At 46.3% G+C, this 22,013-nt stretch carries 15 protein-coding genes and 1 riboswitch; all 15 genes read right to left on the reverse strand.

Annotated elements, in window-relative coordinates; genetic code table 11:
* Positions 1–615: 615 nt before the first annotated feature.
* Positions 616–1,215 (reverse strand): TetR/AcrR family transcriptional regulator, encoded by a 600-nt coding sequence (locus tag ACFQ0C_RS22650; protein WP_379369839.1) that lies wholly within the window; start codon positions 1,213–1,215, stop codon positions 616–618.
* A 222-nt stretch (positions 1,216–1,437) separates the two neighbouring features.
* Entirely contained in the window at positions 1,438–3,270 is a 1,833-nt protein-coding gene (locus ACFQ0C_RS22655; RefSeq protein WP_379369841.1) for a hypothetical protein, read from the reverse strand.
* 215 nt (positions 3,271–3,485) lie between these two features.
* Positions 3,486–4,700 (reverse strand): HlyD family secretion protein, encoded by a 1,215-nt coding sequence (locus tag ACFQ0C_RS22660; protein ID WP_379369843.1) that lies wholly within the window; start codon positions 4,698–4,700, stop codon positions 3,486–3,488.
* A 38-nt stretch (positions 4,701–4,738) separates the two neighbouring features.
* A complete protein-coding gene (locus tag ACFQ0C_RS22665) occupies positions 4,739–5,929 on the reverse strand; it encodes an ABC transporter permease (protein WP_379369845.1) in 1,191 nt (396 codons plus the stop codon).
* A gap of 407 nt (positions 5,930–6,336) precedes the next feature.
* Entirely contained in the window at positions 6,337–6,807 is a 471-nt protein-coding gene (locus tag ACFQ0C_RS22670; RefSeq protein ID WP_379369847.1) for an OsmC family protein, read from the reverse strand.
* A 745-nt stretch (positions 6,808–7,552) separates the two neighbouring features.
* Positions 7,553–8,611 (reverse strand): rod shape-determining protein, encoded by a 1,059-nt coding sequence (mreB, locus tag ACFQ0C_RS22675; RefSeq protein WP_379369849.1) that lies wholly within the window; start codon positions 8,609–8,611, stop codon positions 7,553–7,555.
* A 1,329-nt stretch (positions 8,612–9,940) separates the two neighbouring features.
* Positions 9,941–10,885: a glutaminase A gene (gene glsA / locus ACFQ0C_RS22680; protein WP_379370015.1), complete on the reverse strand. Its 945-nt coding sequence runs from the start codon at positions 10,883–10,885 to the stop codon at positions 9,941–9,943.
* A 348-nt stretch (positions 10,886–11,233) separates the two neighbouring features.
* Complete coding sequence (locus tag ACFQ0C_RS22685) at positions 11,234–13,228, reverse strand: LTA synthase family protein (RefSeq protein ID WP_379369851.1); 1,995 nt, start codon at positions 13,226–13,228, stop codon at positions 11,234–11,236.
* Between the two features lie 305 nt (positions 13,229–13,533).
* Positions 13,534–14,316: a hypothetical protein gene (locus ACFQ0C_RS22690; protein ID WP_379369853.1), complete on the reverse strand. Its 783-nt coding sequence runs from the start codon at positions 14,314–14,316 to the stop codon at positions 13,534–13,536.
* Positions 14,317–15,105 carry an ABC transporter ATP-binding protein gene (locus ACFQ0C_RS22695; RefSeq protein WP_379369855.1) on the reverse strand — a complete coding sequence of 263 codons (789 nt, stop codon included), beginning with the start codon at positions 15,103–15,105 and terminating at the stop codon, positions 14,317–14,319.
* A gap of 26 nt (positions 15,106–15,131) precedes the next feature.
* Entirely contained in the window at positions 15,132–16,853 is a 1,722-nt protein-coding gene (gene nikC / locus ACFQ0C_RS22700; RefSeq protein WP_379369857.1) for a nickel transporter permease, read from the reverse strand.
* On the reverse strand, positions 16,846–17,814 hold the full coding sequence (gene nikB / locus ACFQ0C_RS22705) for a nickel ABC transporter permease (protein ID WP_379369859.1): 969 nt from the start codon (positions 17,812–17,814) through the stop codon (positions 16,846–16,848). The genes nikC and nikB overlap by 8 nt, the downstream gene beginning before the upstream one ends.
* Complete coding sequence (locus ACFQ0C_RS22710; RefSeq protein ID WP_379369861.1) at positions 17,811–19,412, reverse strand: ABC transporter substrate-binding protein; 1,602 nt, start codon at positions 19,410–19,412, stop codon at positions 17,811–17,813. The genes nikB and ACFQ0C_RS22710 overlap by 4 nt, the downstream gene beginning before the upstream one ends.
* A gap of 217 nt (positions 19,413–19,629) precedes the next feature.
* Positions 19,630–19,825, reverse strand: a riboswitch (cobalamin riboswitch).
* A gap of 82 nt (positions 19,826–19,907) precedes the next feature.
* The gene (locus ACFQ0C_RS22715; RefSeq protein WP_379369863.1) at positions 19,908–20,450 is read right to left on the reverse strand and encodes a hemerythrin domain-containing protein; all 543 of its coding nucleotides are present in this window, start codon (positions 20,448–20,450) and stop codon (positions 19,908–19,910) included.
* Between the two features lie 148 nt (positions 20,451–20,598).
* Complete coding sequence (locus tag ACFQ0C_RS22720) at positions 20,599–21,990, reverse strand: LLM class flavin-dependent oxidoreductase (RefSeq protein WP_379369865.1); 1,392 nt, start codon at positions 21,988–21,990, stop codon at positions 20,599–20,601.
* Between the last annotated feature and the right edge of the window lie 23 nt (positions 21,991–22,013).

Here is a 22,013-nt window from a genome sequence, read left to right on the forward strand (position 1 = left end):
GGAGATTTTTTTATGTTTTGTCCATGAAAATATAATATATAATTACATAAATAGTAAATTATAGAATTAATATTTGTGTGTTAGCTTCGATGCAACGCTAGTGGAGCTTTTCCAGTTAAACTCTTTATAAACGATGGAATGGAAGAATTAGCTCCAGAAATTCCAGTTAACCATTCCTATCATCCGGCAAAATGCCAAAAGTGACCGGATACGCAGTGGGGTTCGACCGACCGCCATGCAATGCCGCAACGCGCGCCCGGGGTTCGCTCGCGTTGGAAAAATCTTGAGGAAGAAGCGCGTCGTTACGGTTGAGTAAAGTCAATTTGACACGCCATCCTTGCTGTACGATCTACGTTTGTACGTTTCGAGGGAGGGAGGGATGTGGAAGTACCGCCGTTGTTGATATCATGTTTCCTTTGATGTATGGGTTGGGTTGGTAGCCCTTCTGAAGTGCTCGGGGAACCCCGCAAACCTATACTTTTATCTCCTAACAACAAAAAAGCCTCCACCCCATTCTTAAAATGGGATAGAAGCTTCTTTGTTTGAATTTCAGGGACTTACTCATTCCATTGTACCCTCTAGGACGGACCTTTATTATATATTCAGTGAACCTCTTCACAGCTTTATTGACTTATCCGTCGTCAACCCATCTAAAACGAACAAACGGACGTACTCCATAATTTGCTCCTTATCTAGGGGCTTCCGCGTCTGCGATTTAGTCCAGTCCGTGGCAAGGGCAAGATAAAGCTTCAGGATTGTGAAAGCAAGCACCTCAGAATCATAGGATTTGATTTCCCCCTTCTGAATCGCCTTGTCAATTTCTTGGCGCAAATAGTCCAAAACGCTGCTCTCCAATCGCTGCAAGCCTTCCAGTGCCTGCTGTGTTCCAATATCACGAAACTCCTGGGCCAGCTTAATAAAAAGCTCATGGCATGCGCGAAACTCCAGCAATAAATCGAGCATCCTGAATAAATTTTGAAAAAATGTATCTTCTTCACGCATTCCCTTGTGTATAGCGTCCTTCATTTCGAGCATAGCATTTTGCAATATGGCTTCGAACAGCTCTTCTTTGGTTGTAAAAAAGGTATAAATCGTGCCTTTCCCTACATTCGCAATTTTAGCAACCAAATCCATCGTCGTCGCCTTGTAGCCAAATTGGGAAAACGATTGCGTGGCCGCAGCCAGTATTAATTTCTTTTTATCAACCTTGGACATAGGCCACCTCTTCTTTCACTCAAACTCGGCTATATTAGACAGGCCCTATCGGACTCTCTGGACCAGCAACTGGACTTTGCTAACTCGAACTATATACCGAAATAGGTCATATGGTCATTTTATAAAAACTTACCATGTTCGAGGCAGGATTGCAATGTAACCACATAAAGTGACTGAAGGAAAATGCTATTCATCCAGGTCTGCTGCTTTCCGATTCAGCTATTATTGCTTCAGTATGCCTACCAGCCTTTTAGCCTCACCTGTCGGTGTAGCAATGACCTCATACATATGGATTGTCAATGGATACTCTTGTTCATCTGTACGAAGATTATCGAATTTAATGAATTGTTTGCCGCTGATTATACGATTCGTTCCTGTAAAAGGAAGGTCCTTGGCACCTATCTGCTTACCTGTAGGATCAATGAGCTCCAAACGCAGCTTGGCAAAATTTTGATCGACTGTAACTTTTTCATTCCGTACTATATCCAAATCCATCATCAGCCTGTAAGTGTAAGTGATAGGGGATGTAGTAGAACCATAGGTTTGTGCATTCAGAGTCCACGTGTTCAATTTTACATTAAATGGATAAAATGACATCTCACTTGCGGTTGGATCCCAAGCTTGGAAGGATACTTTATACGCTCCCAAAGGCGAGCCTGTAACTCCTGCTGTTTTGCCGTCTGAGAAGGATACAACCATCTGGTTATTTTCCAAATCCGAAGGCAGATTGTACGAATAACTGATTACATAGCTGGAATGAGGCATAATCTCCGATGCTGCTGCCGCTTGTCTGGTCCCGTTGTACTTCTGGCCTTGTTGAGATAACAGCTTCGTTTGATACACAGGAAGCGGTACCGGGATATCCCCATTGTTGGTCAGCATATACTTGGCAATAGCTGTTTGGTAGCCCTCGCCTTCGTTCAGGTATTTATGAAACTCAACTAGTGAAATAGATAGATTCGGGTCAATTGCATTCGAGATTGAATCAAAATGAAAGGCTGTTTCTGCTTCATAGACGGGAGCTTCTGCGAATTCAGCGGAAATGCCGTTACCTGATGGCAATTGGATGTTATATCGTCCGACATTGTAGGATATGGTGCTCACTTGACCCTTAGCGTCTACTTGCCGGAAGGTCTCTGTTGTTAGTACGTTAAATGAGTTGAGTATCGTGTCCTTATCCGTTGGAATCGTGTAATGAATGTACTTCTTTGCCTTGGGCTCCAACTCGATGGGTCCCTGCTCCACTCTCTTGCCGTTGAAAACCAATTTATTGGATGCTCCCGGCTCAGCCTTGCCGTCCAATGTGAATTCCGGAACCGTATGGCTGCCATCGGATGGATTCTCAGCTAACAATACAATATTGTTAATCGGTCCGTCCGGTCCAAAGTCCTTGCTTACGGACACCGGAGTGTATCGAATCGGAGAATCGATGGTGGCAGGCAGCACGAACGGCTCTCCCCAGCTTCTGTTGTCCGCTGGATTCTGCGGCACAGATAGTTGACCGTTCCAACTGATTCCACTAACGGGAATCGACAATTGAACGGTTTCTTTCTTCGGGTAGGCGTACCAATCCACGGAATACCAGGTCAGTTCAGTGAGCCCGAAACCATCATTGCGATCCACAGCCACGTAATAATTAAGCTCTTCGACGGTTTGAGAGCGAATCACATGCGCGTTCAGGACGCTAGCTTGAAGGGTGTATTCCTGACCATCTGTTGTTGTTGCTCTTAGATCAAGGTCGGGGAACTTAACAGCCCTGGTCCCTTGACTTTTGACGCGGATCACTGCAGCGAGACGGGTTCCATCGTTGGTCTTCTCATTGAGCAAGCTTTTAACCTCAACCTGCAGCGAGTCCGTTAATGCATAGGGTGCCGCAGCTTGCTGCTGTACGTTATCCGTAACCTCTGCTGCCCATGCAGCTGTGGGTACAGAGAACGCGGGTGTAAGGATTGAAGCTGTTAGCAGCACCGACGCAAAAGCTGTGCTCCAGCGGAATAAGCTGCTTTTTTTCTTGCTTATAAAATCATTATTGAGTTGTTGATTGGTAGTAAGCATGTGAATCTCTCCTGTCTTGTTGTTCTGTCTTCTCTTTTTCTGTCTTGTTCTGCCTTGTTCTGCCTTGTTCTGCCTTGTTCTGCCCTGTTCTGCCCTGTTCTGCCTTGTTCTGCCCTGTTCTGCCCTGTTCTGCCTTGTTCTGCCCTGTTCTGCCCTGTTCTGCCTTGTTCTGCCCTGTTCTGCCTTATCTTGTCTGTAGCTCTAGCCATTGGCTCTTAACGCTTGTTATCCACCTCATTGATATGTACCTCAGCCGTCATGCCCGGCAGCAAACTATCGCTTTTCTCGATATACACACGTACCTGAAATGTATTCAAATCTGCTGTGCCTTTCTCCCGACTCATTCGCAATGCCGCAAACTGTGGAGCAACCGTCACAAAACGAATGACTCCATCGATCTTGCCCTGTTGAGCTGCAAAATGTGTCGGAACAACACCCTCAGGCTTAAACTTGCCTACTTGAGTCTCATCCACGTAAAGATCGTAGTACATCTTACCAGTCTCCAAAACAACGACAGGCGACCCCGAGCCTACATTCTCACCAAGCTTGGGAAGCAGCTTAACCACTTTCCCGTCCGAAGGGGCCCTCAGAGTCAGTCGATCCTTCTGTATTTGCAACGCTTGTATCGCAATTTGCTGCTGCTCCAGCTGCTTGTTTAACGCATCAAGACCAATTTTTTGATTCTCAATATCACCTTGAACCAGCTGCTGCTGCTCAACCGTCGCCTGTGCACGTTCGGTTTGTATCCCCGCCTGCTTGCGTTCCTTATCGGTCGCTCCATTGACCATTTTATCGAGCACCGCTTGCTGCTGTTCCTTGGCATTAGCGAGTGCTGCTACTTGGCTCCTCGTATTCTCTATTGCATCGCGATGATCTTTATAGGAATATGGATTCGAATCGTAGGTTTCTTCCATATTCAGCAATTGATTTTGAAGCTTAACAGCATGGGAGTAGGCTTCCTCGGCACCTGCAACGGCCAGCCTCTGCCGTTCAATATCTTCCATGCGTGCACCTTCCTCAACCTGCGCTTGCTGGGTTTCCGCCTGAGCTAATCCAATCCTCGCTTGCTTGACCGCGTTATCCAGCTTACTCAAGGCAACGTCAATACTGTCCTGACTCTGCTTAATCTTTAAGGCCGTTACATCCGCATCCGTCTGCGCCTTTCTTAATTGCAGATCCAAATCCGTCGAGTCGAGGACCATAAGCACATCTCCTGTCTTCACCTTCTGTTCTTCCTGGGCTCGAACATCAATTATTTTGCCGCCTACTCCTTGGAATGAGATGTTAACCTGTTCGGCTGTCAGGATACTGCTCTTGCTTACACCGGCTAATGTAACAGCGTCTTTGCCTTGCGCTTGAAGCATCCAGCCTCCGGCCCCAACTGATACTGCTAAGGCCAAAACTACAATCACTTGTTTCTTCAATTTCATCTATAGTTCCCCTCTCCTAAGGTCATATGGTGATATGGTCACACGGTCATATTGTTACTTGCTTCGGTTTTAAGCGGCAGCTGTAGAAGCGGTTTGGAAGCCGCGTTCGCTTTCCTGTTCTCTCGTACAATAAGCAAAGTTAGCAGTACAAGAACAATGCTTATCATGATTAAGAAGGCCGCGATATCCTCCATGAAATATTCCAATCCGCCACCCCGGAGCCCCATTCCTCGAAACAACTTAAAGTACCATGTCGCGGGAATAGTATTGCTTAGCATTTGAACGTAGCTTGGAAACAGCATGATAGGTGACAAGACGCCCGATAATAGAAAAGCAGGTGAAACCAAAAGCTGTACCCGGTTTTCTGCTTTAGTCTGAGTTGCCGCATTCCAGCCGACCAGCATAGCAAACCAGGCATTTGTTATGCAAAACAAGCTTAACGGAAGCATAAATTCCAACACATTGCCGTCGAAGCGCAAGCCCCCGAATTGCTTCAATGCCCCTAACATGACTACCATAGAGACAAAAAATACCCCCGTGTAAGGAACCACTCTAAGCAGTAGACCAACGGGTCGCTTCAGCTCTTCAATCAGCCTATTCTCTTCCCGCATCCGGGCTACAATCGATATGGTGGCTTTATACAAATTACCGAGAGAAACAATGGTCACGTACCCAATAACCAATAAATTGACAAGACTATTTGTCGGATTAAACAAGAGCCTTTGCTGAAGAGTGATACTCGATAATGTACCGTTAATTTGCTCATCATTCATCCCTATCGCCTTCAGCTTCCCCAAAGCAGGTGCACTGGAGTTCTCATATCCTAATACTTCGGATACTCCTGCTCTCAAGTTGGCCGTTGCGGAAGGTACCGTATAATCGACCAGGAGACCAACATTCGATGGTTTTCCTTGATACCTGTTCTCTTCCAAGCCATGAGGCAAATATAAAACAGCCATGTATTTTTCACTATACAGCAATGTCTTCGGATCTATATCTTCATGAAGCACTGCCATAACATCGGCATACTGCGAAGCATTTATTTTGTTGATTAACTGCTGACTGTAGAGGCTATTGTCTTCATCAATAACTACAAGCTTGCTCTCGTTCAGCTGACCTTGGCTGAATAAGTATCCGAATACCAGCGCAAGTATTAACGGAGTGATTAGCGCTCTTTGTATGTATTTTCCTTGCAGCATCAGGTTCCATTCTTCTCTCAGCGAATTCAATTATCCATCACCTTCCACAATGAACTAAATGACTAATATAGTATTTTGGTCATTTTTAATTAAAAAATAAATCCTCCTTGATGTGAGGAACCTACAGCAGTTGAGCTTAAGTAAAGTTGTTGCACCTGATAAAATGACTATAATTTGTTTTTGGTCAATTAGTCAATTGTAATAATATCATGTTCGCTCAACAACTTCAATAGCTATTGGCATTTTTTATGGAATATAACGAAAAAGCATCCTTACGCAGAAGCCAACCCTCTCCGTCAATCGGAAAGCTCGGCTTCCTTGTATGGATGCTTTCAGCAAATAAGCGTTATTGGGCAGCACTTGGTGTCAGTACAAACTTGCTTTCTACTGTTTGCGGCTGTTTAAGCAGGTTTTCCCTTAAACAGTCTGCTTTATTATTATTGCTGTTCTTCTTGTCCCTCCAGAGCTGGCGCTGGTGTGTCGATTCCGTTAAGCACCACATGCGGGACAATAATCGCCTTTAGCGATGCCGCTACCGGGCAGTACTGCTCGCTTTCCAGCTTGACCGCCTGCCAAATACGGGTGGGAGCTATCGCCCCCTTTACATTAAAGGTCAAATGGATTTCTATAATCGCATGTGGAAGGCTCTCTTCTCGAATTCCATCTGCTACAATGTCGAGCGATTCCAGAGACTGGCGCATTTTTTCCAACAGCTTCGTGACTCCGATCCCTATGCAGCCCACTAGCCCAACGAGAACGAGCTCCAAAGGGCTGTTGCCGGAACCTTCGCCCCCGAACTGCTCGCTTGAATCCATCACTACAGGATACCCGCTTGGACCCTTCGCTTGAAAACGGCGCTTCCCCAGCCACTCTGCTGTTACTTGCATTTGCTTCTTAGATCCCGTCATGATTTCCCTGCTCCTTTTCACAAGCTACTAAGATTATTTTACATCTTTTTAGCTCGAAACATCCCACTCATGGACATTATACGTGGTTCCGAACGACCGGGCTTCTCCTTTAATCACAAATTTTCTGCAATGATTTGTGCGGATTGCTCACGAATTTGATTTCCAGTCATCCCCAATTCCAAACACCGGATTGAGCGAGGTCATCGTCTCTTGAAACATGATTGAGATGTCTTTTCCTCAAAGCTTGCGAATTTCTTTGGGACTGGCCTCAAGAAGCTGCCGGCCTTCCAAAGCAAAGGATCCGCTTTTAACATGTCCATTTTTGCCAAGAAGTCTCATGATCGACAGCACCGTTACACTTTATTGCTTCCGGACTCTCCAACTAACGCAAGCGTCTCCCTATGTATTTCAAAACTAACATCATCTACTGAAGTTACTTCGCCTGCCCCGTTTGAAAAACCGTTTGTATACGATTTACATTCAGCCGTTTCCAATCTGCACACACAAATGGATCGCTCATCTTGGCACCTGTAATCTGAGTCTGTAGTCTGGCTTTAGTCTGAAGGAGCATTGAGCACACGTTGAAAAGTCAGCCCGCCTCACTCCATCTTCAATTCATGCATGAACCAGACGCACTTGCCTCTGGATCAATTAGCTATATATCGACTGACTCATCCATGATTTGAAAATCCAGGTCAAGACCCCCGCCTATTTGCCTGGCTTCTACTGTTTGCTTCCTTCTCTATTACTCGGACCCCTTGCTCGCTGCAACCTGTTCCTCCGGTTTGTAAGTACGCTGATTCACCGAGCGCCTGGAGCCATGCTCTCCCAGCATCATACCTGCTCCGAGTGCGGTGCAATCCAACGGATCTTCAGCGATATGCACATGAACTCCTGTTTCCGCTTGAATGCGTTTATCGATCCCTTCCAATAAAGCTCCTCCACCGCATAACAGTATCCCCTGCTCAATTACATCCCCCGCAAGCTCAGGCGGGCACTGGTCCAATGTTGTTCTTATCGCTTCCACCAGCGTTTTGAAAAAATCATCCACCAGCAAGTAAATTTCACCTGAGCTTAGCCGTACTGACCGAGGCAAGCCACTAATCATATCACGCCCTCGGATATCGAGCGTTCGTTCTTCAGCAGACGCATCAGCTGTTCCTATCCGTTTCTTGATTTCTTCGGCCGTACGTTCTCCAATCTCGAGACTATACTGCTTTTTGACATAATCCATTATATCCTGGTCTATTGACATCCCGGCCCTATGTACAGTGTGACTTGCCACTATACCGCCTAACGACAAAACAGCTACTTGGCAAGTGCCTCCACCAATATCAAGCACCAAATGTCCGATCGGCTCGTCAATTAAGAGCCCCGCTCCCAGCGCTGCTGCTAGTGGTTCCTCAACTGCAACCGCCCTTCTGGCCCCTTTATGAATGATGGTTTCCTCAACCGCCCGCTTCTGCACATTGGTTATGCCGCAGGGCACTGAAATGTATACCTGCGAGCTTCGCAGCAGCGACTTGCGCCCTTGGATTTTTTTGATAAAATGCTGCAGCATCCTGCTTGTCATCTCAATATTAGCAATAACTCCGTTCGTTAAGGGATAAGTGATATCTACGTAACCAGGGGCTCGTCCAACCATCGCCTGCGCCTCAGCGCCTACAGCTAATAATTCACCGGTATTTTGGTTAACTGCGACTACCGACGGCTCGCTCAACACGATACCCTTGCCCTTTTCATATATAACAGTGTTAGATGTTCCCAGGTCAATACCATATAACTTATCAAATCGTTTTAACATACAAAATCTCTCCTCCTTCGTTCGATTACCGAATCACTGCTTGGAGGCTGCTCAAACGGTTATGCTATAGTATTCTTCTTAACACTCGGATTTGAGGGGGAACGAGCCATAATTCCCTGTATTTACAAGACCGTTTATTTGATGGACATAAATGGCAGCTCGAACATCAGAGGTACCCAGTTAATAAGAAAACCTCTATTAAGTATCGAGTTCAGCCCCTGCTTTGGGGAGAGATGGAGGTGGCTTATAGTAGCTTGATGTACGATCTACGTTGGCGCGTGAGGAGGTGGTGGGTCTCAGCCTCTGCTTGGGGAGAGATGGAGGTGACTTAAAGTAGCTTGATGTACGATCTACGTTGGCGCGTGAGGATGGGAGCGAGTTCCAGCCTCTGCTTGGGGAGAGATGGAGGTGACTTAAAGTAGCTTGATGTACGATCTACGTTGGCGCGTGGTGAGGTGGTGGGGTCCCAGCCTCTACTTGGGGAGATGGAGGTCGCTTAAAGTAGCTTGATGTACGATCTACGTTGGCGCGTGGTGAGGTGGTGGGGTCCCAGCCTCTACTTGGGGAGATGGAGGTCGCTTAAAGTAGCTTGATGTACGATCTACGTTGGCGCGTGAGGAGGATGTAGGGTTCCAGCCTCTGCTTAGGGAGAGATGGAGGTGGGAAATAAACCGCTGTTGAAGTCGTGTTCCTCTGATAAGTAATCTTGCCACGATGGGAACACATCTCGCGCCAAAATCGATACTTGACGAAAGTAAACAGCTTGATACTCCATAATTAACAGGAATTCCTCCAGTTATATTCCGGTTAGTGAGGTTTTTTTCGCAAATAACTGGAAATCATCCCGTTATTTCTAATGATTTATTGAAGTTCATCCAAAAACATCTATATTAACATGATATTTTCCAGCTAAGTTCCTATTCAAGTATGTAACGGTAGAATTAGCTCCAGAAATTCCAGTTAACCATTCGCTACCGCCTGACCAAGATACATTCGTGTTTTAGACTAGCACTCTTCTTGCGAGTAGAAAGTCAAAATTCGTTTTAGTGAATTTCAACTTTTTATTTGGGTTAAGTAAATCCATGTATAAAAACATTGTTAAGAAATTAAAAAAGCTGTCTATGCTTCATATTTTGGTACCGCAGAAGGCTTATATGCTTCATGTTTTGGTACCGTAAAGGGCTTATATGCTTCATGTTTTGGTACCGTAAAGGGCTTATATGCTTCATACTTTGGTTCCTTTAAAGGCCCCGTACCGTAGCTTTCTAATATATAAATAAAGCAACCTTAGCCAAGTGAAATTCCGGACTAAGGTTGCCTCATTTCGTTTTAAAATAAACTCCAACCAAACTCACCGGACAATTTTTCCAATAAATTCACACCCGCTACGCTATTGCCCTTCTTGTTTAAAGCAGGACCAACTATCCCTATGCCGTACCGACCCGGGACAATCGATAAAATACCGCCTGACACGCCGCTTTTGGCCGGTAAACCGACGTTGATTGCAAACTCGCCTGATGCGTTATACATCCCGCAAGTAGTCATGAAAACCTTCGCAATCTGAACATATCGCCGTGGAATAATCGACTTTCCTGTTGATGGATCGATGCCGCCCAGTGCCAATACCAATGCCATTCGGGCTAGATCCGAGCAAGTGACTTTCACAGCGCAATGACGAAAATAAATATCCAATACAGCCTCTACATCATCCTGCAGTATGCCTTTATCCTTGAGATAATAAGCCAGCGATCTATTGAGATGCCCCGTTTCCGATTCGGACCGGTACACATCCAGATCATAATCCAATGAATCATTGTCCGCCAGCTGGCGGAAAAATTGTAATATCCGCAATGACCTCTCATCAGAACTATCTCCTCCGACTAACGAAGTGACAGCTATCGCCCCAGCATTGATCAACGGGTTAAAAGGTCTGCTAGGCTCCACTAATTCCAGCTTCAGCATAGAATTGAAATTATCTCCGGTCGGCTCCATCCCTACCTTGGAAAACACCGCCGCCTCTCCGTGATCCATTAGAGCAAGGATCAAAGTGAACACCTTCGATATACTCTGCATCGTAAAGGACAAGCCGCAATCTCCGGCAGATACCGAGCCTCCAGCCGTATCCATGATGTAAATGCCCAATGCATCCTTGGGTGACTTGGCCAACTCAGGAATGTATGCCGCGACCTTACCTTGTTCAGCCAGTTGACGGCTCGCTTCAACCCATTCGGGAAGAACTGATTTTATTTGCCCAAGCTCATCTGTATTCACCATTCTCACCTTACCTCCATATAGCCGCTTGTTGGACTCATGCTGTATCCGTTCCTTTGAAGCTCCGCCCATCTACACTTCCACTTTTAGCAAAAATGTCTTACAGTCCCTTCAAACTCACCTCTCTACCGGCACAAGACGGATGGCTCATTTATGATTAATAATAAAGAAATGAATATAAGGAAGCAATGGGACAAGAGCTGCACATACAAAAAAAAGCACCCTAGTTAAGGGTGCGTCCATTACTAAAATTCCATATTCATCTCACGCAAACAGACGAGAAGTTGGGGCCTCTCCGTTGTGGATCATGCCCCTAACCCTAGCGGTGAACCGCTTTTTCCCTTTTATCCTCTACTTGTTATCGCCATCGCTAGCGTTCAAGCTTCCATCTATTTCTTCTTCAGCAGGAGCTTGCACGGCAAACTCCTGGTTATAATTCGGCATCACAGTCTGTTGCAGGTATTGCGAATCGATGTACTTGGCCAAATACTGCTTGCCGAATAGCGCATCGTACTGCAGCTGCCTGTATTTATCCACATCATTCTTGAGTGAATCCGGTACGGACGAATATAAATTCTGATTTGCGTCCACTACCAGATTACGCAGCATGCCGGGCATCTTCTGGGACAGCTCTGCATTGTATGCAAGTGTCTCCGGAAGCTGCATCCCCATATGGTTCAACATATACGCGCCAAGAAAGGAGTTACTGAGGATCGGCAATTGCTCCTGCGGCAGATCTACGTTAGACCACGTAACGAAAGGTACACTATGCATCTTCTTCAATTCCTCAAGTGACCATTGCTCCGATTTGCCGGATTGAATAAATCCTCCCTGTTTATACACATCATAATCATAACCCAGCATAGGCAAATGATCGCCATAAAAAACGATTACCGTAGGCTCACCCGTCTCGGTGAAATGATCGATCAGCTTCTGCAAACTCGCGTCCGCATCCTGAGCGCCCTGTGTGTACGTTTCGAGAGTATCCTTCGCCTCCGGAGTTAAATTACCTTCGACTTGAATCGGATTACTGCCATAACGCTGATCATCATACGGTCCATGGTTCTGCATCGTCACCGTGTAGATGAACATAGGTTTATCTGTACTATCCACCTGTTGAATAATATTATTAGCTACCTCGTCATCGGAGATGAAATCACCTTTGTACTGTGGATTGCTAAATTGATCCTTACTCATGAAGCTTTCAAATCCCATTTGCTTATAAACATTCTCACGGTTCCAGAACCAGCCTTCATACGAATGAATAGCCATGCTTTTATAGCCCTGCTCTTCAAAGTATCCAGCAAGACTAGGTAACGGTTTGGAAATATACTGCTGATATGGTACGGAGCCTGCAGGAAGGAAGCTCATCGACTGTCCTGTCAGCACTTCATACTCTATATTGCTTGTGCCGCCTCCGAACTGGGGCGAGAGCAGGTAACCGGATGTGGATTCCTGCTGCAGCCGGTGAACGGTAGGCACAGGGTCAGCGCTAAAGGATACATTCGGAAGCAGAGTTGGATCCCAGAATGCTTCACTCATAATAAAAATAACGTTCGGCTGCTTCCCGTTAAAGGGATCTGCTTTTGCCGATGCCAGCTGTATCCCGGACTGCCCCTTCAGTGATTGTGCCAAATTCGCCATGGTCGGCTCGTCATAGCCTTCTGGCTTCGGAACGATCGCATTCTTCACATTCATCGTAAAGGCGAGCATCATTCCATTATTCCCATAGTTCTCAGACTGATTCCAAACAATCTCGCTAGCGCCCATGCGGTCCATGACCCGGCTAGCCCAAGGAGCATTAACTCCAAACGAATACACGGCAAACACTGCTATCAGCCCAACTACCACACGGGTCTTTAGCTTCAAACGAAGCCGCGGCACCCAGATTGACAGGAGAAGCAGTACTAATACTGTACCCACCATAGTTCCGATTCGCATTAAAGCTGATTGGTTCGTTACCAAAGGCAAAACATTCATGCTTTCTTTATTAAGAAAAATATCCCATGGAAAAAACGGCTCACCAATCAACTTCACTTTGAAAAAGCTAACAAACGACATTGTGCACAACAGCAGAATAGATACAGCGATCGACGGCAATAACCCACCCAATAACGCATATATCAATAAAAAGATAAATAAATCCAAAAAAGCGTTCATTGTAAACAGTTTGGGGTTTTGGATCAGCCACGTCCAGGTTTCCTGTAAATTTCCCCGTTGAATAAATTCCACGCCGAAAACTAATACTAAAGGTACAACTGCACAGGCTAACACTATAAAGAAGTTACTCCACAGTCGATTTAGGCCAGGCCCTGCTTTCTTCCGTCTTTTTGACAAGGGACGCATGGGTCTCTCACACTCCTATCCCGCGTTTCTCTTTCTTTATTTGCGGTTTTTTTAATTATGGTCATCGTTCTATTACAGCTTTACATCGAAATTCCTCAACTAAAATTTAATATATTGAAATAGGATCCGATGCAAATAAGCAGCTTGCCGCTTTGTATTTTATAATGATAGAACAGTTAACTTAATAAAACCTTAATAATTGCTGAATGCGAACTTAAAGTAAAAAATAAAAAGGATTGAAGATCAGCAGGGTTCTCCCCATTGATTTTCAATCCTTTAATATTATATGGTGAATTTATTTCATGCTAAGCTTCCCTTTTCATTCTCCGCCCCTCATCATTTAACCGAGGGCAAGTATAGCAGTAGCCATGAGAAGTATCTGTTTGATATGCCAGACAACAAGCCACCTTCTGACGTATTAGCTCATCCGGCTCCTGCATATGCTGTATCCAACGAAATTCCTGTTCGAACGGATTCCGTAGCAATCCCAGCTTCTCCACATTCAATTCCTGAAGCAGAATGACAAAATCCTGCTCAATAAGAGATTTTCTTTCCGATAGTAAGGAAGCTTTTTGTAACAAGAAATCCTTCTCATTATAGAGTCTTGTGACGAATTGCGCCCACAGCTGATATTCTTTAGTATGGGATGCCTGTGCAAGACCGCCAATTATCGGACGTACAGTCTGTTCATAAAATACTTTCAGTACTGCGGAACGGGATGCTCCTGATGTCTCTAACGGTATGGAAGCAATGTCCGCATCCTGCAGAACGAATGATACTTTTCTTCTTCCCTCTACCATTACGATTTGCAGCTTTAACCGGTCAGGGGATAACTTCAAATCCGTATCATAAAACGATAGTGAAGCCTGCATAGCCGAGCACACCATGCCGAACCAGCTTGACATATGAAATGCAGCAATATCGGGCTTGCCAGCACGAATAATTTGCATGACAGCCACAATGAGATTCTCGGCCTTCTCCTTATCCAGCAAGTCAGAAAGACTTGCTAATAATACCGGCTGCGGATGCTCCTGCGTTATAAAATTATATTGTTTTTCGAGAAAGGCATAATCAACTCCGGTCCCCATTTAAATCACACTCCTCTCGTTGAACCCATCCGATAGTTCTATAAACTCAGGAAAAACAGGTGTATCCGCAAGTAATGAACGTGTATACGGATGCTTAGGATGATGAATCAGTTCATAAACATCCGCTTCTTCCACAATCATTCCCTTTTGAATAACCAATACTCGCTGGCATAGTCCGGCAACTACTGCAATATCATGGGAGATAAATAAATAACTGACCTGACGATTGCGATGCAGCTCCTGAAGCAGGCTGATCATTTGAGCTTGAATCGAGACATCGAGAGCCGAGAGGCATTCATCCAGCACAAGAAGCTTCGGCTCAGGAGCAAGTGCACGCGCCAAGCAAACCCGCTGGCATTGACCGGTGCTTAATTCATGAGGATAACGATCCAAGTAATCGGCATTCAGTCCGACTGATTGAAGCAAGCTTTCCATTTTACCTATAAAACCCTGCTTACTCACAAATTTATGAAACTGATGAAGCGACTCCAACAAACTCCTTCTTACCGTCCAAGCTGGATTTAGACTGTTGCGAGGGTCTTGAAATACCATCTGAATGTCTTGATGCGACATCCGTCTTACAGCTCGTTCATTTAAGGATCTGCCGTTCCACAGCAGCTTGCCGGCATCCGGCCTCTCCAGTCCTGCCACGCAGCGGGCTATAGTGCTTTTTCCCGATCCCGACATACCGATCAAACCGACAATTTCACCAGGATTGATTGAGAACGATATCGAATCCAGCACTTTTTTCCCTTGATAGCTTTTTTGCAGGCCCTCGATCTCAAGCATAAATCATCCCCCCTTCTACTCTCGTGTCAGGTTATTTTTCGTAAATGAGCTGGAATCCGTAAAGCGGGAATAGACTGCAGCAGCTGTCGCGTATAAGCTTCGCGCGGTTCTGTGAATACCGACCGAACATCCCCCTGCTCAATGATTCGCCCCTTCTTCATGACGCAAATTCGATCTGCGATTTGTGCAACTAATCTCAAATCATGGGTGATGAAGATCATCGCCACTTGCCGTTCCTTCTGCTGAGCTGCAAGCAGCTCCATAATTCGAGCCTGGGTGCTGACATCAAGCGCAGTGGTTGGTTCATCGGCCACAATGATTTGCGGTTCGTTGATCATGGCCATAGCAATAACAACCCGCTGCCTCATTCCTCCGCTCAATTGAAGAGGATGCTGATGGTAGGTTTCCTTGGAGAGGCCTGTCTGCTCCAGTAACTTCAGCACTTGTGCCTTCGCTGCCGCTTTATTCAGACCCGCTTTCTTGTGAGCGGTCAAGCATTCCTGCAATTGACTGCCGATAGTAAGAACAGGGTTGAGCGAATCCATAGGGTCCTGCGTTATATACGCAATCCGGCTGCCGCGTGCTTGGCGCCAATCACTCCACTCCCAATCCTTGGTGTCTGCTCCCATCAGATGAATCGTCCCGCCACTTAACTCGAGCGGAGGGCGCAGCAGCCCCATTAACGCCAGTGCAAGCGTGCTTTTCCCTGAGCCGCTTTCTCCAACCAAACCCAAACACTCTCCTGGCCGCAACTCCAAGCGAATATCTTCCAATATTGCTTTAGGTGTATCTCGTTTACTCTCCGCGGCTGTCACATACAGCCCTTCTACCTTAAGCAGCTTCGTTGATCTCACATGAGATTCCTTACGCTTGCTTTTCCCCCTGCTGCCAAAAAGCCGGGGCATATTCAGAGCTCGGGGTTCTAATGCATCCTTCAATGTATCGCCCAAATAATTAGTTCCTAATACCATTAGGAAAATGATCAGCCCGGGAGCAAGAAACAACCATGGCGCTTCTTCAATGTACGCCCGTCCTTCATTCAGCATCGCTCCCCATTCCGGCTGCGGCGGGCGAATGCCCAGTCCAAGAAATGACATGGAAGCAATACTTAAGATAATGCTTCCTATGTCCAGAGTTACCAACACCAGTATCGGACCGACGATGGAACCGAGAACATGCGTACTAATGATTTTCCAGGCAGGAATGCCAGAGGTTTTGGCTGCTTGCACGTAGCCTTCATTACGTACTGACAATACGTAGCTTCGAAAGATCCGGGCAAAAGATGGCCAAGACACAGCCGCAACCGCGATCATCAGACTGCTGAGTCCCGGCCCCATTAACGAAGCAAGAGCTATGGCTAGCACTAGCTGAGGGAAGGAGAAAAGCACGTCCATCAATCGGGTCAGCACCATATCAACCCATCCACCGAAATATCCAGCGGCAAGTCCGATAATCAGACTCAAAGAAATAATTAGGGTCACCGCCATAATCGAAGCGCCTAATGAAGCAACTCCTCCATGCATCAGCCTTGATAAAACATCTCTGCCGAAATTATCAGTTCCAAGCCAATGATCGCTAGAAGGTGGTAAAAGCGCCTGCTTGTAGTCAACTTTGACAGGATCATATCCCGAAAACCATGCCCCGCCGATAGACATCACGACAATTGCCACAATAATGACCAATAAAAGAATGGCCAGCGGATCTGTCTTCAAAGAATAGAAGAGACGTTTGCGAAATCGGTTATCCATGCTGTCCCTCCTGCTCCAATCTGACCCGCGGGTCCATCCACCGGTAAATAACATCAACAGCCAAATTCAACAAGATGTAAACAAGAGCCATCAGCAGAGCAAAAGCCTGGATAACGGGGTAATCCCTCCCGGTAATCGCATCCACTACATACCGCCCTACACCTGGCCATGAAAAGACAGTCTCGATAATGACAGTTCCACCGATAAGTCCTCCTATAACAAGCCCGAACGAAGTTAACACCGGAAGCAGTGCATTAGGCAGCGCATGCTTGAACAGGATCGTTCTCCGATGCAGCCCTTTGGCTTCCGCCAATATGATATATCGCTGCGAAAACACTTGGAGCAGGCTTGTTCGCAGCAAGCGCGCCGTAACTGACGATAGCCCTATGCCTAGCGTCAAAGCTGGCAGGATCAGGTGATCGCCCCCGCCTCTTCCCATTGTTGGAAGCCAGCCCAGCTTCACAGACAAGGTATACATAAGCACCAAACCAAGAAAAAAACTCGGTACAGACACACCAATCAATGCAATAACCCTTGTTGCATGATCCACAGCCTTACGGTGATATACCGCTCCCGCGATCCCTGATGGAATCGCGATCACGAGCATAATTATAAGCGCAGCCCCTGCAAGCTCCAGCGTTGCCGGAAAGCGATGCAGCAGCTCATCGAGAATCGGCGTTTTGCTCCGGAAGGATACGCCCAAATCACCGCGAATAATCTTCCATAACCAGCTCCCGTATTGTACAGGGAAGGGCTGATCAAGACCCAGCTGCTTATGCAGAACCTCTGCATCCTTCTCCAAATCACTGAGATTCGTACTAGGATCGAACATCGTAAGCAGAATCGCTCGCGCTGGATCACCCGGTATAAAACGAATCAGTGAGAAAATAAGAAGAGTAATTCCTAACAAAGCCGGAACTGTAAGAAGTATACGCAGGATCAAATAACGGATTAGCTTCATTTGGAGATGTACATCCCAGGGACGATTCTAGTTTGTAAATTTTTATCGATGCCTTTCACTTTACTGTTATAGGCAGCGCCCCAACGTGTATTATTGAATAAATAAATGATCGGAACATCCTCCTGGACGCGGGTTTGGATCTGTTTAGCCAAATCCACTTGTTTCGCAGCATCGAATTCCGAAGTCAATTGACTGATTAGCTTATCCACCACGGGATTGCTGTATCCCCCGTAATTGGATGCAACGCCTGATTGGTAGTAGGAGTACAATTGACCGCCAATATCGCCGGTTGCCGTTCCGCAAGAGCAATAAGTAGCCGTATCAAAATTGCCGTCCAGCATCATTTGGTTGGAGGCCGTTGTTTCGACCGGATTTAATTCAATCTCAACGCCTACATTTTTGAGCTGCGATTGCAAAGCTACTGCCAATGGTTGAAAAACCGTGTAAGTCAACATTTTCAGCTTCAGCTTTTGCCCGTCCTTGGCACGGATTCCATCAGAGCCTTTCTTCCAGCCAGCCTCATCCAGAAGCTTCTCGGCTTTGGCCTTGTCCGTCTCTGTACCTGTCGAAATCGCATATGGAAGTCCCGCCGGGAAATGCCCTGTAGCTTTGGACGCAAATCCGCGGCTAACACCTTCGATAAGCTCCTTGCGGTCAACGGCTAAATTCAGCGCAATCCGAACATTTTTATCTTGAAGCGCCGGTACCTTTTTCATATTCAACCATAGATTAGTCGTCTGTCCGATTGGGAAGTAAGTGGCGAATTTCGGGTCCTTCTCGTAAGACACCCGCTGTTCAACTTCCACGTTCATATCCGCATCAGCATCGCCATTCTTCAATGCAAGCAGCCGCGCTTGTGCGTCAGCTCCTAATCTTGCCTCCAGCCGCTGCAGCTTAGGCTTTTCTCCCCAATATCCAGGAAACGCTTCAGCAATGAGCAGTTCGCCTGGAGTAAACTGAATAGGCTTCATAAAGCCAGTCAGATCGGCTTGTGAATTAAACTTATCTCCGAGACGATTCGCTTCCTCAGCATTATGTATTGCAAATCCGTTCAGCTTGAAAATAAAGTTAGGGTCTGGCTTAGGTGTTTTGAGCTGTAGATGCAGGCTGTCTTTTACGATAAACTCAACACCGCCAATTTGTGAGGGTCCCCGTTTATTAAGCTTCTGATGACGCTCCAGTGCCGCTTTTACCGCAGCAGCATCCATGACCGCACCGCTCCAAAATTTTACGTTAGGCTGTAATTCCACTTCCCACAGTGTTGGCTCCAGGTTTTTCCAAGATTTCGCTAACCATGGTCTTATAGATCCATCATCATTAAGCATAACGAGAGGTTCAGCAATTCCATCTGATGTAATCCGCTGTGCATCAATATGGACAGGATCCAAAGAGCGGGGCATATTTAAGGTGACGTATTTTAACACCTGCTCCTTGGCCTCTCCGGCAGCGGACGCATCTTTGGTATCTGTGGACTGACCATTACCGGTTGGCCTGGTGGATGATGAGCTTTGGCAAGCCGACAATGTGACTAAAATAATAACAATAAGTGCAAGAAAACCGCTGTACTTTGGACGACTGGAATTGGATCTGGATCTCATAAAAAAATTGCCTCCTGATTTACCTAGTTTATTCGTAATAATTACAATTAAAATCTTACTCATAATTCTTTGCTTCGTCAATACATACTTAAAAACAAAAAATACATACAAAAAAAAGACATCCCTACCTCAGAAAAAAAAGGTAAAGATGTCCTGTTTATATATGATGAAATAAACGACGGTCGTCTAAACACTTCCCTATCTTCCGTAGGTCAAAGCAGTGTTGTCAGAACAGGCAGGTCTCCTGGCTCCGGAATTCACATCATAAGCGGCCTTCCCAATCCTTGTGCACAAAGATCAGTGGCATTGTCGCTATGACTCCTCCGTTACAGTGGCGGGACCGCGTCGGTTTTACACCGAACTTCCCTTTTAAGCTTCAGCAAGCTGAAGCACCTTGTTCCCACAAATATTCAATTGTTAAAATAATAAATATAGCTCAAGCTATTGTAGCACAGTAAATAATGGAAGTCATCCGAAGTTCATAAATTTAAAAGTTTAATCATATGAAAAATAATGAATATCATTGGATACTTGGTCAGTCATTGGATTAATGAGCCGCTCCTCCTGCTCCAAATGCTTTATTAGAATGCGACATGCATGAGTCAAATAAGCCGCCGCTTGTTTCACAGGCATTGCTTCCGAATCCGATTTCAGTGCATGCACAGCTCTCAAGAAGGCGTCCATGTAATTCATCGCCAATTGATGATCCTTCTCCAGATCACATAAGGTCGGTGTGACCGAAAGAGCATTATGTCCTTGGCAACAAATATTCAGCAATGGAAATAGCTCCCGCTCCTCCCACTCTGAGTGCCGATTCAGCTCTTCCTTGAATCCCATTGTCCAGAGTCTTAGATGCAGTAGAGAGCTTATCGCACGATTCTTGTCGGCCTCCTGCTCCGTCTGACTCGCCTGGTTTTCCAAATCCATCAGAACCTGCAGCAATTCGGCATGGTCTTGCTTCAAACGGTCCAGCAGCTTAGGCAGCTCAGCTTCAAGAGCAATCTCCGAAGCAGCCTGTGATTTGCAGGGCATGCTCATTTTTAGGGCCTCCAATCAACCTGTTATTTTCCTTATACCATACAGATTACTCCTGTACCCCTTGTTTGTATGTATAAAATATCACACCACTTACTAATTAATAAAAGGGCAACCATGAGGTTACCCCTAAACCTATATATTGAATTATCTATAAGGTCACAGATTCTTTAAAAGTCTGCTGACGGATCAAGGCTGCAGGATGACCATTCGGAGTCAGATGGATACCTTTGCCGAACAGGCGCTCACGGAAGGTCCCCTCCTCGTATTCGGTACGATACAATCCCCTTCGCTGCAACTCAGGGATGACCAGCTCGATAAATTCGCGGAAAGACCCTGGAGAAAGAAACTGCGTTAGGTTAAAGCCATCTATCCCTGTTTCCTCCACCCAGTACTGGATTTTATCAGCAACCTGCTCCGGTGTTCCTGCAATAAAGAACGGCGACTGTCCGCCTAGCCTTTTGAAGGTTTCGATAATTTCGCCCACTGTTTTTTTATTATGCTTGGTGAATCTTGACGCAGCCGTCTGGCCGTGATCGGTTTCCACATATTCCAGATAGTCATCAGGGCCGTAACGGGATAAATCATAGCCGCTGGAGCCTCCATAATGGGCGAGAACTCCCTCGACGCTGCGAAGCCTCTCGAACTCCTTCACCTTCTGATGAACCTCCTCTTCTGTTCGGCCAACGATGACCGACAAACCGGTAAACATCTTGATGTGCTCAGGCTGACGTCCGTTTGCTTGTGCCTGGGCGCGGATATCCGCGATATGCTGCTTCAATGCTTCCACAGTAGGAGCTCCCAGAAACACACATTCCGCATGTTTTGCCGCAAATGTCTTGCCTTTTACCGAGCTGCCCGCCTGATAAATAACTGGAGTTCTCTGCAGGGAAGGTTCGCTGAGATGAGGTCCGGGAAGCCTGAAATATTTGCCTTCATGGTTGATCTCATGCACTTTGTCGGGATCGGTATACGTCCCGGTTTCCACATCGCTCACAACAGCTTGATCTTCCCAGCTGCTTTCCCACAGCTTATAGCAAACCTCCAAATACTCGTCAGCCATTTCGTAGCGCTCGTCATGTGGAATCGTCCGGTCCAGTCCATAATTGCGTGCAGCGCTGGGCAGGTAAGACGTTACCACATTCCATCCCAGCCGCCCTTGCGTCAGATGATCCAATGTTGTCATACGCCGGGCATGCCCATAAGGATGCTCATAAGAGGTGGAGAATGTCACCGCAAAGCCCAAATGCTTGGTTACCAGTGCCATAGGCGGCACAATCAGGAGCGGATCGTTACACGGAACCTGAACCGCTTCCCTTAGCGAAGTTTCTATTCCCCCCTTGTACGTATCATAAGCGCCTACCACATCAGCCAAAAACAATGCATCGAATTTTCCCCGCTCCAGCAGTTCGGCAAGCTCCGTCCAGTAGGAAATCTCGGTATACCGGTGACGGTTATTATCCGGATGCACCCACATGCCATGGGATAAATGACCTACACAGTTCATTTCGAAAGCATTCAAATGTATCTTTTTCGGCATCATTCATCGCCTCCACTCCGGTTTAT

Origin of the sequence: Paenibacillus sp. GCM10027630, from assembly GCF_042676305.1 — a bacterium.
Lineage (GTDB): Bacteria > Bacillota > Bacilli > Paenibacillales > NBRC-103111 > Paenibacillus_S.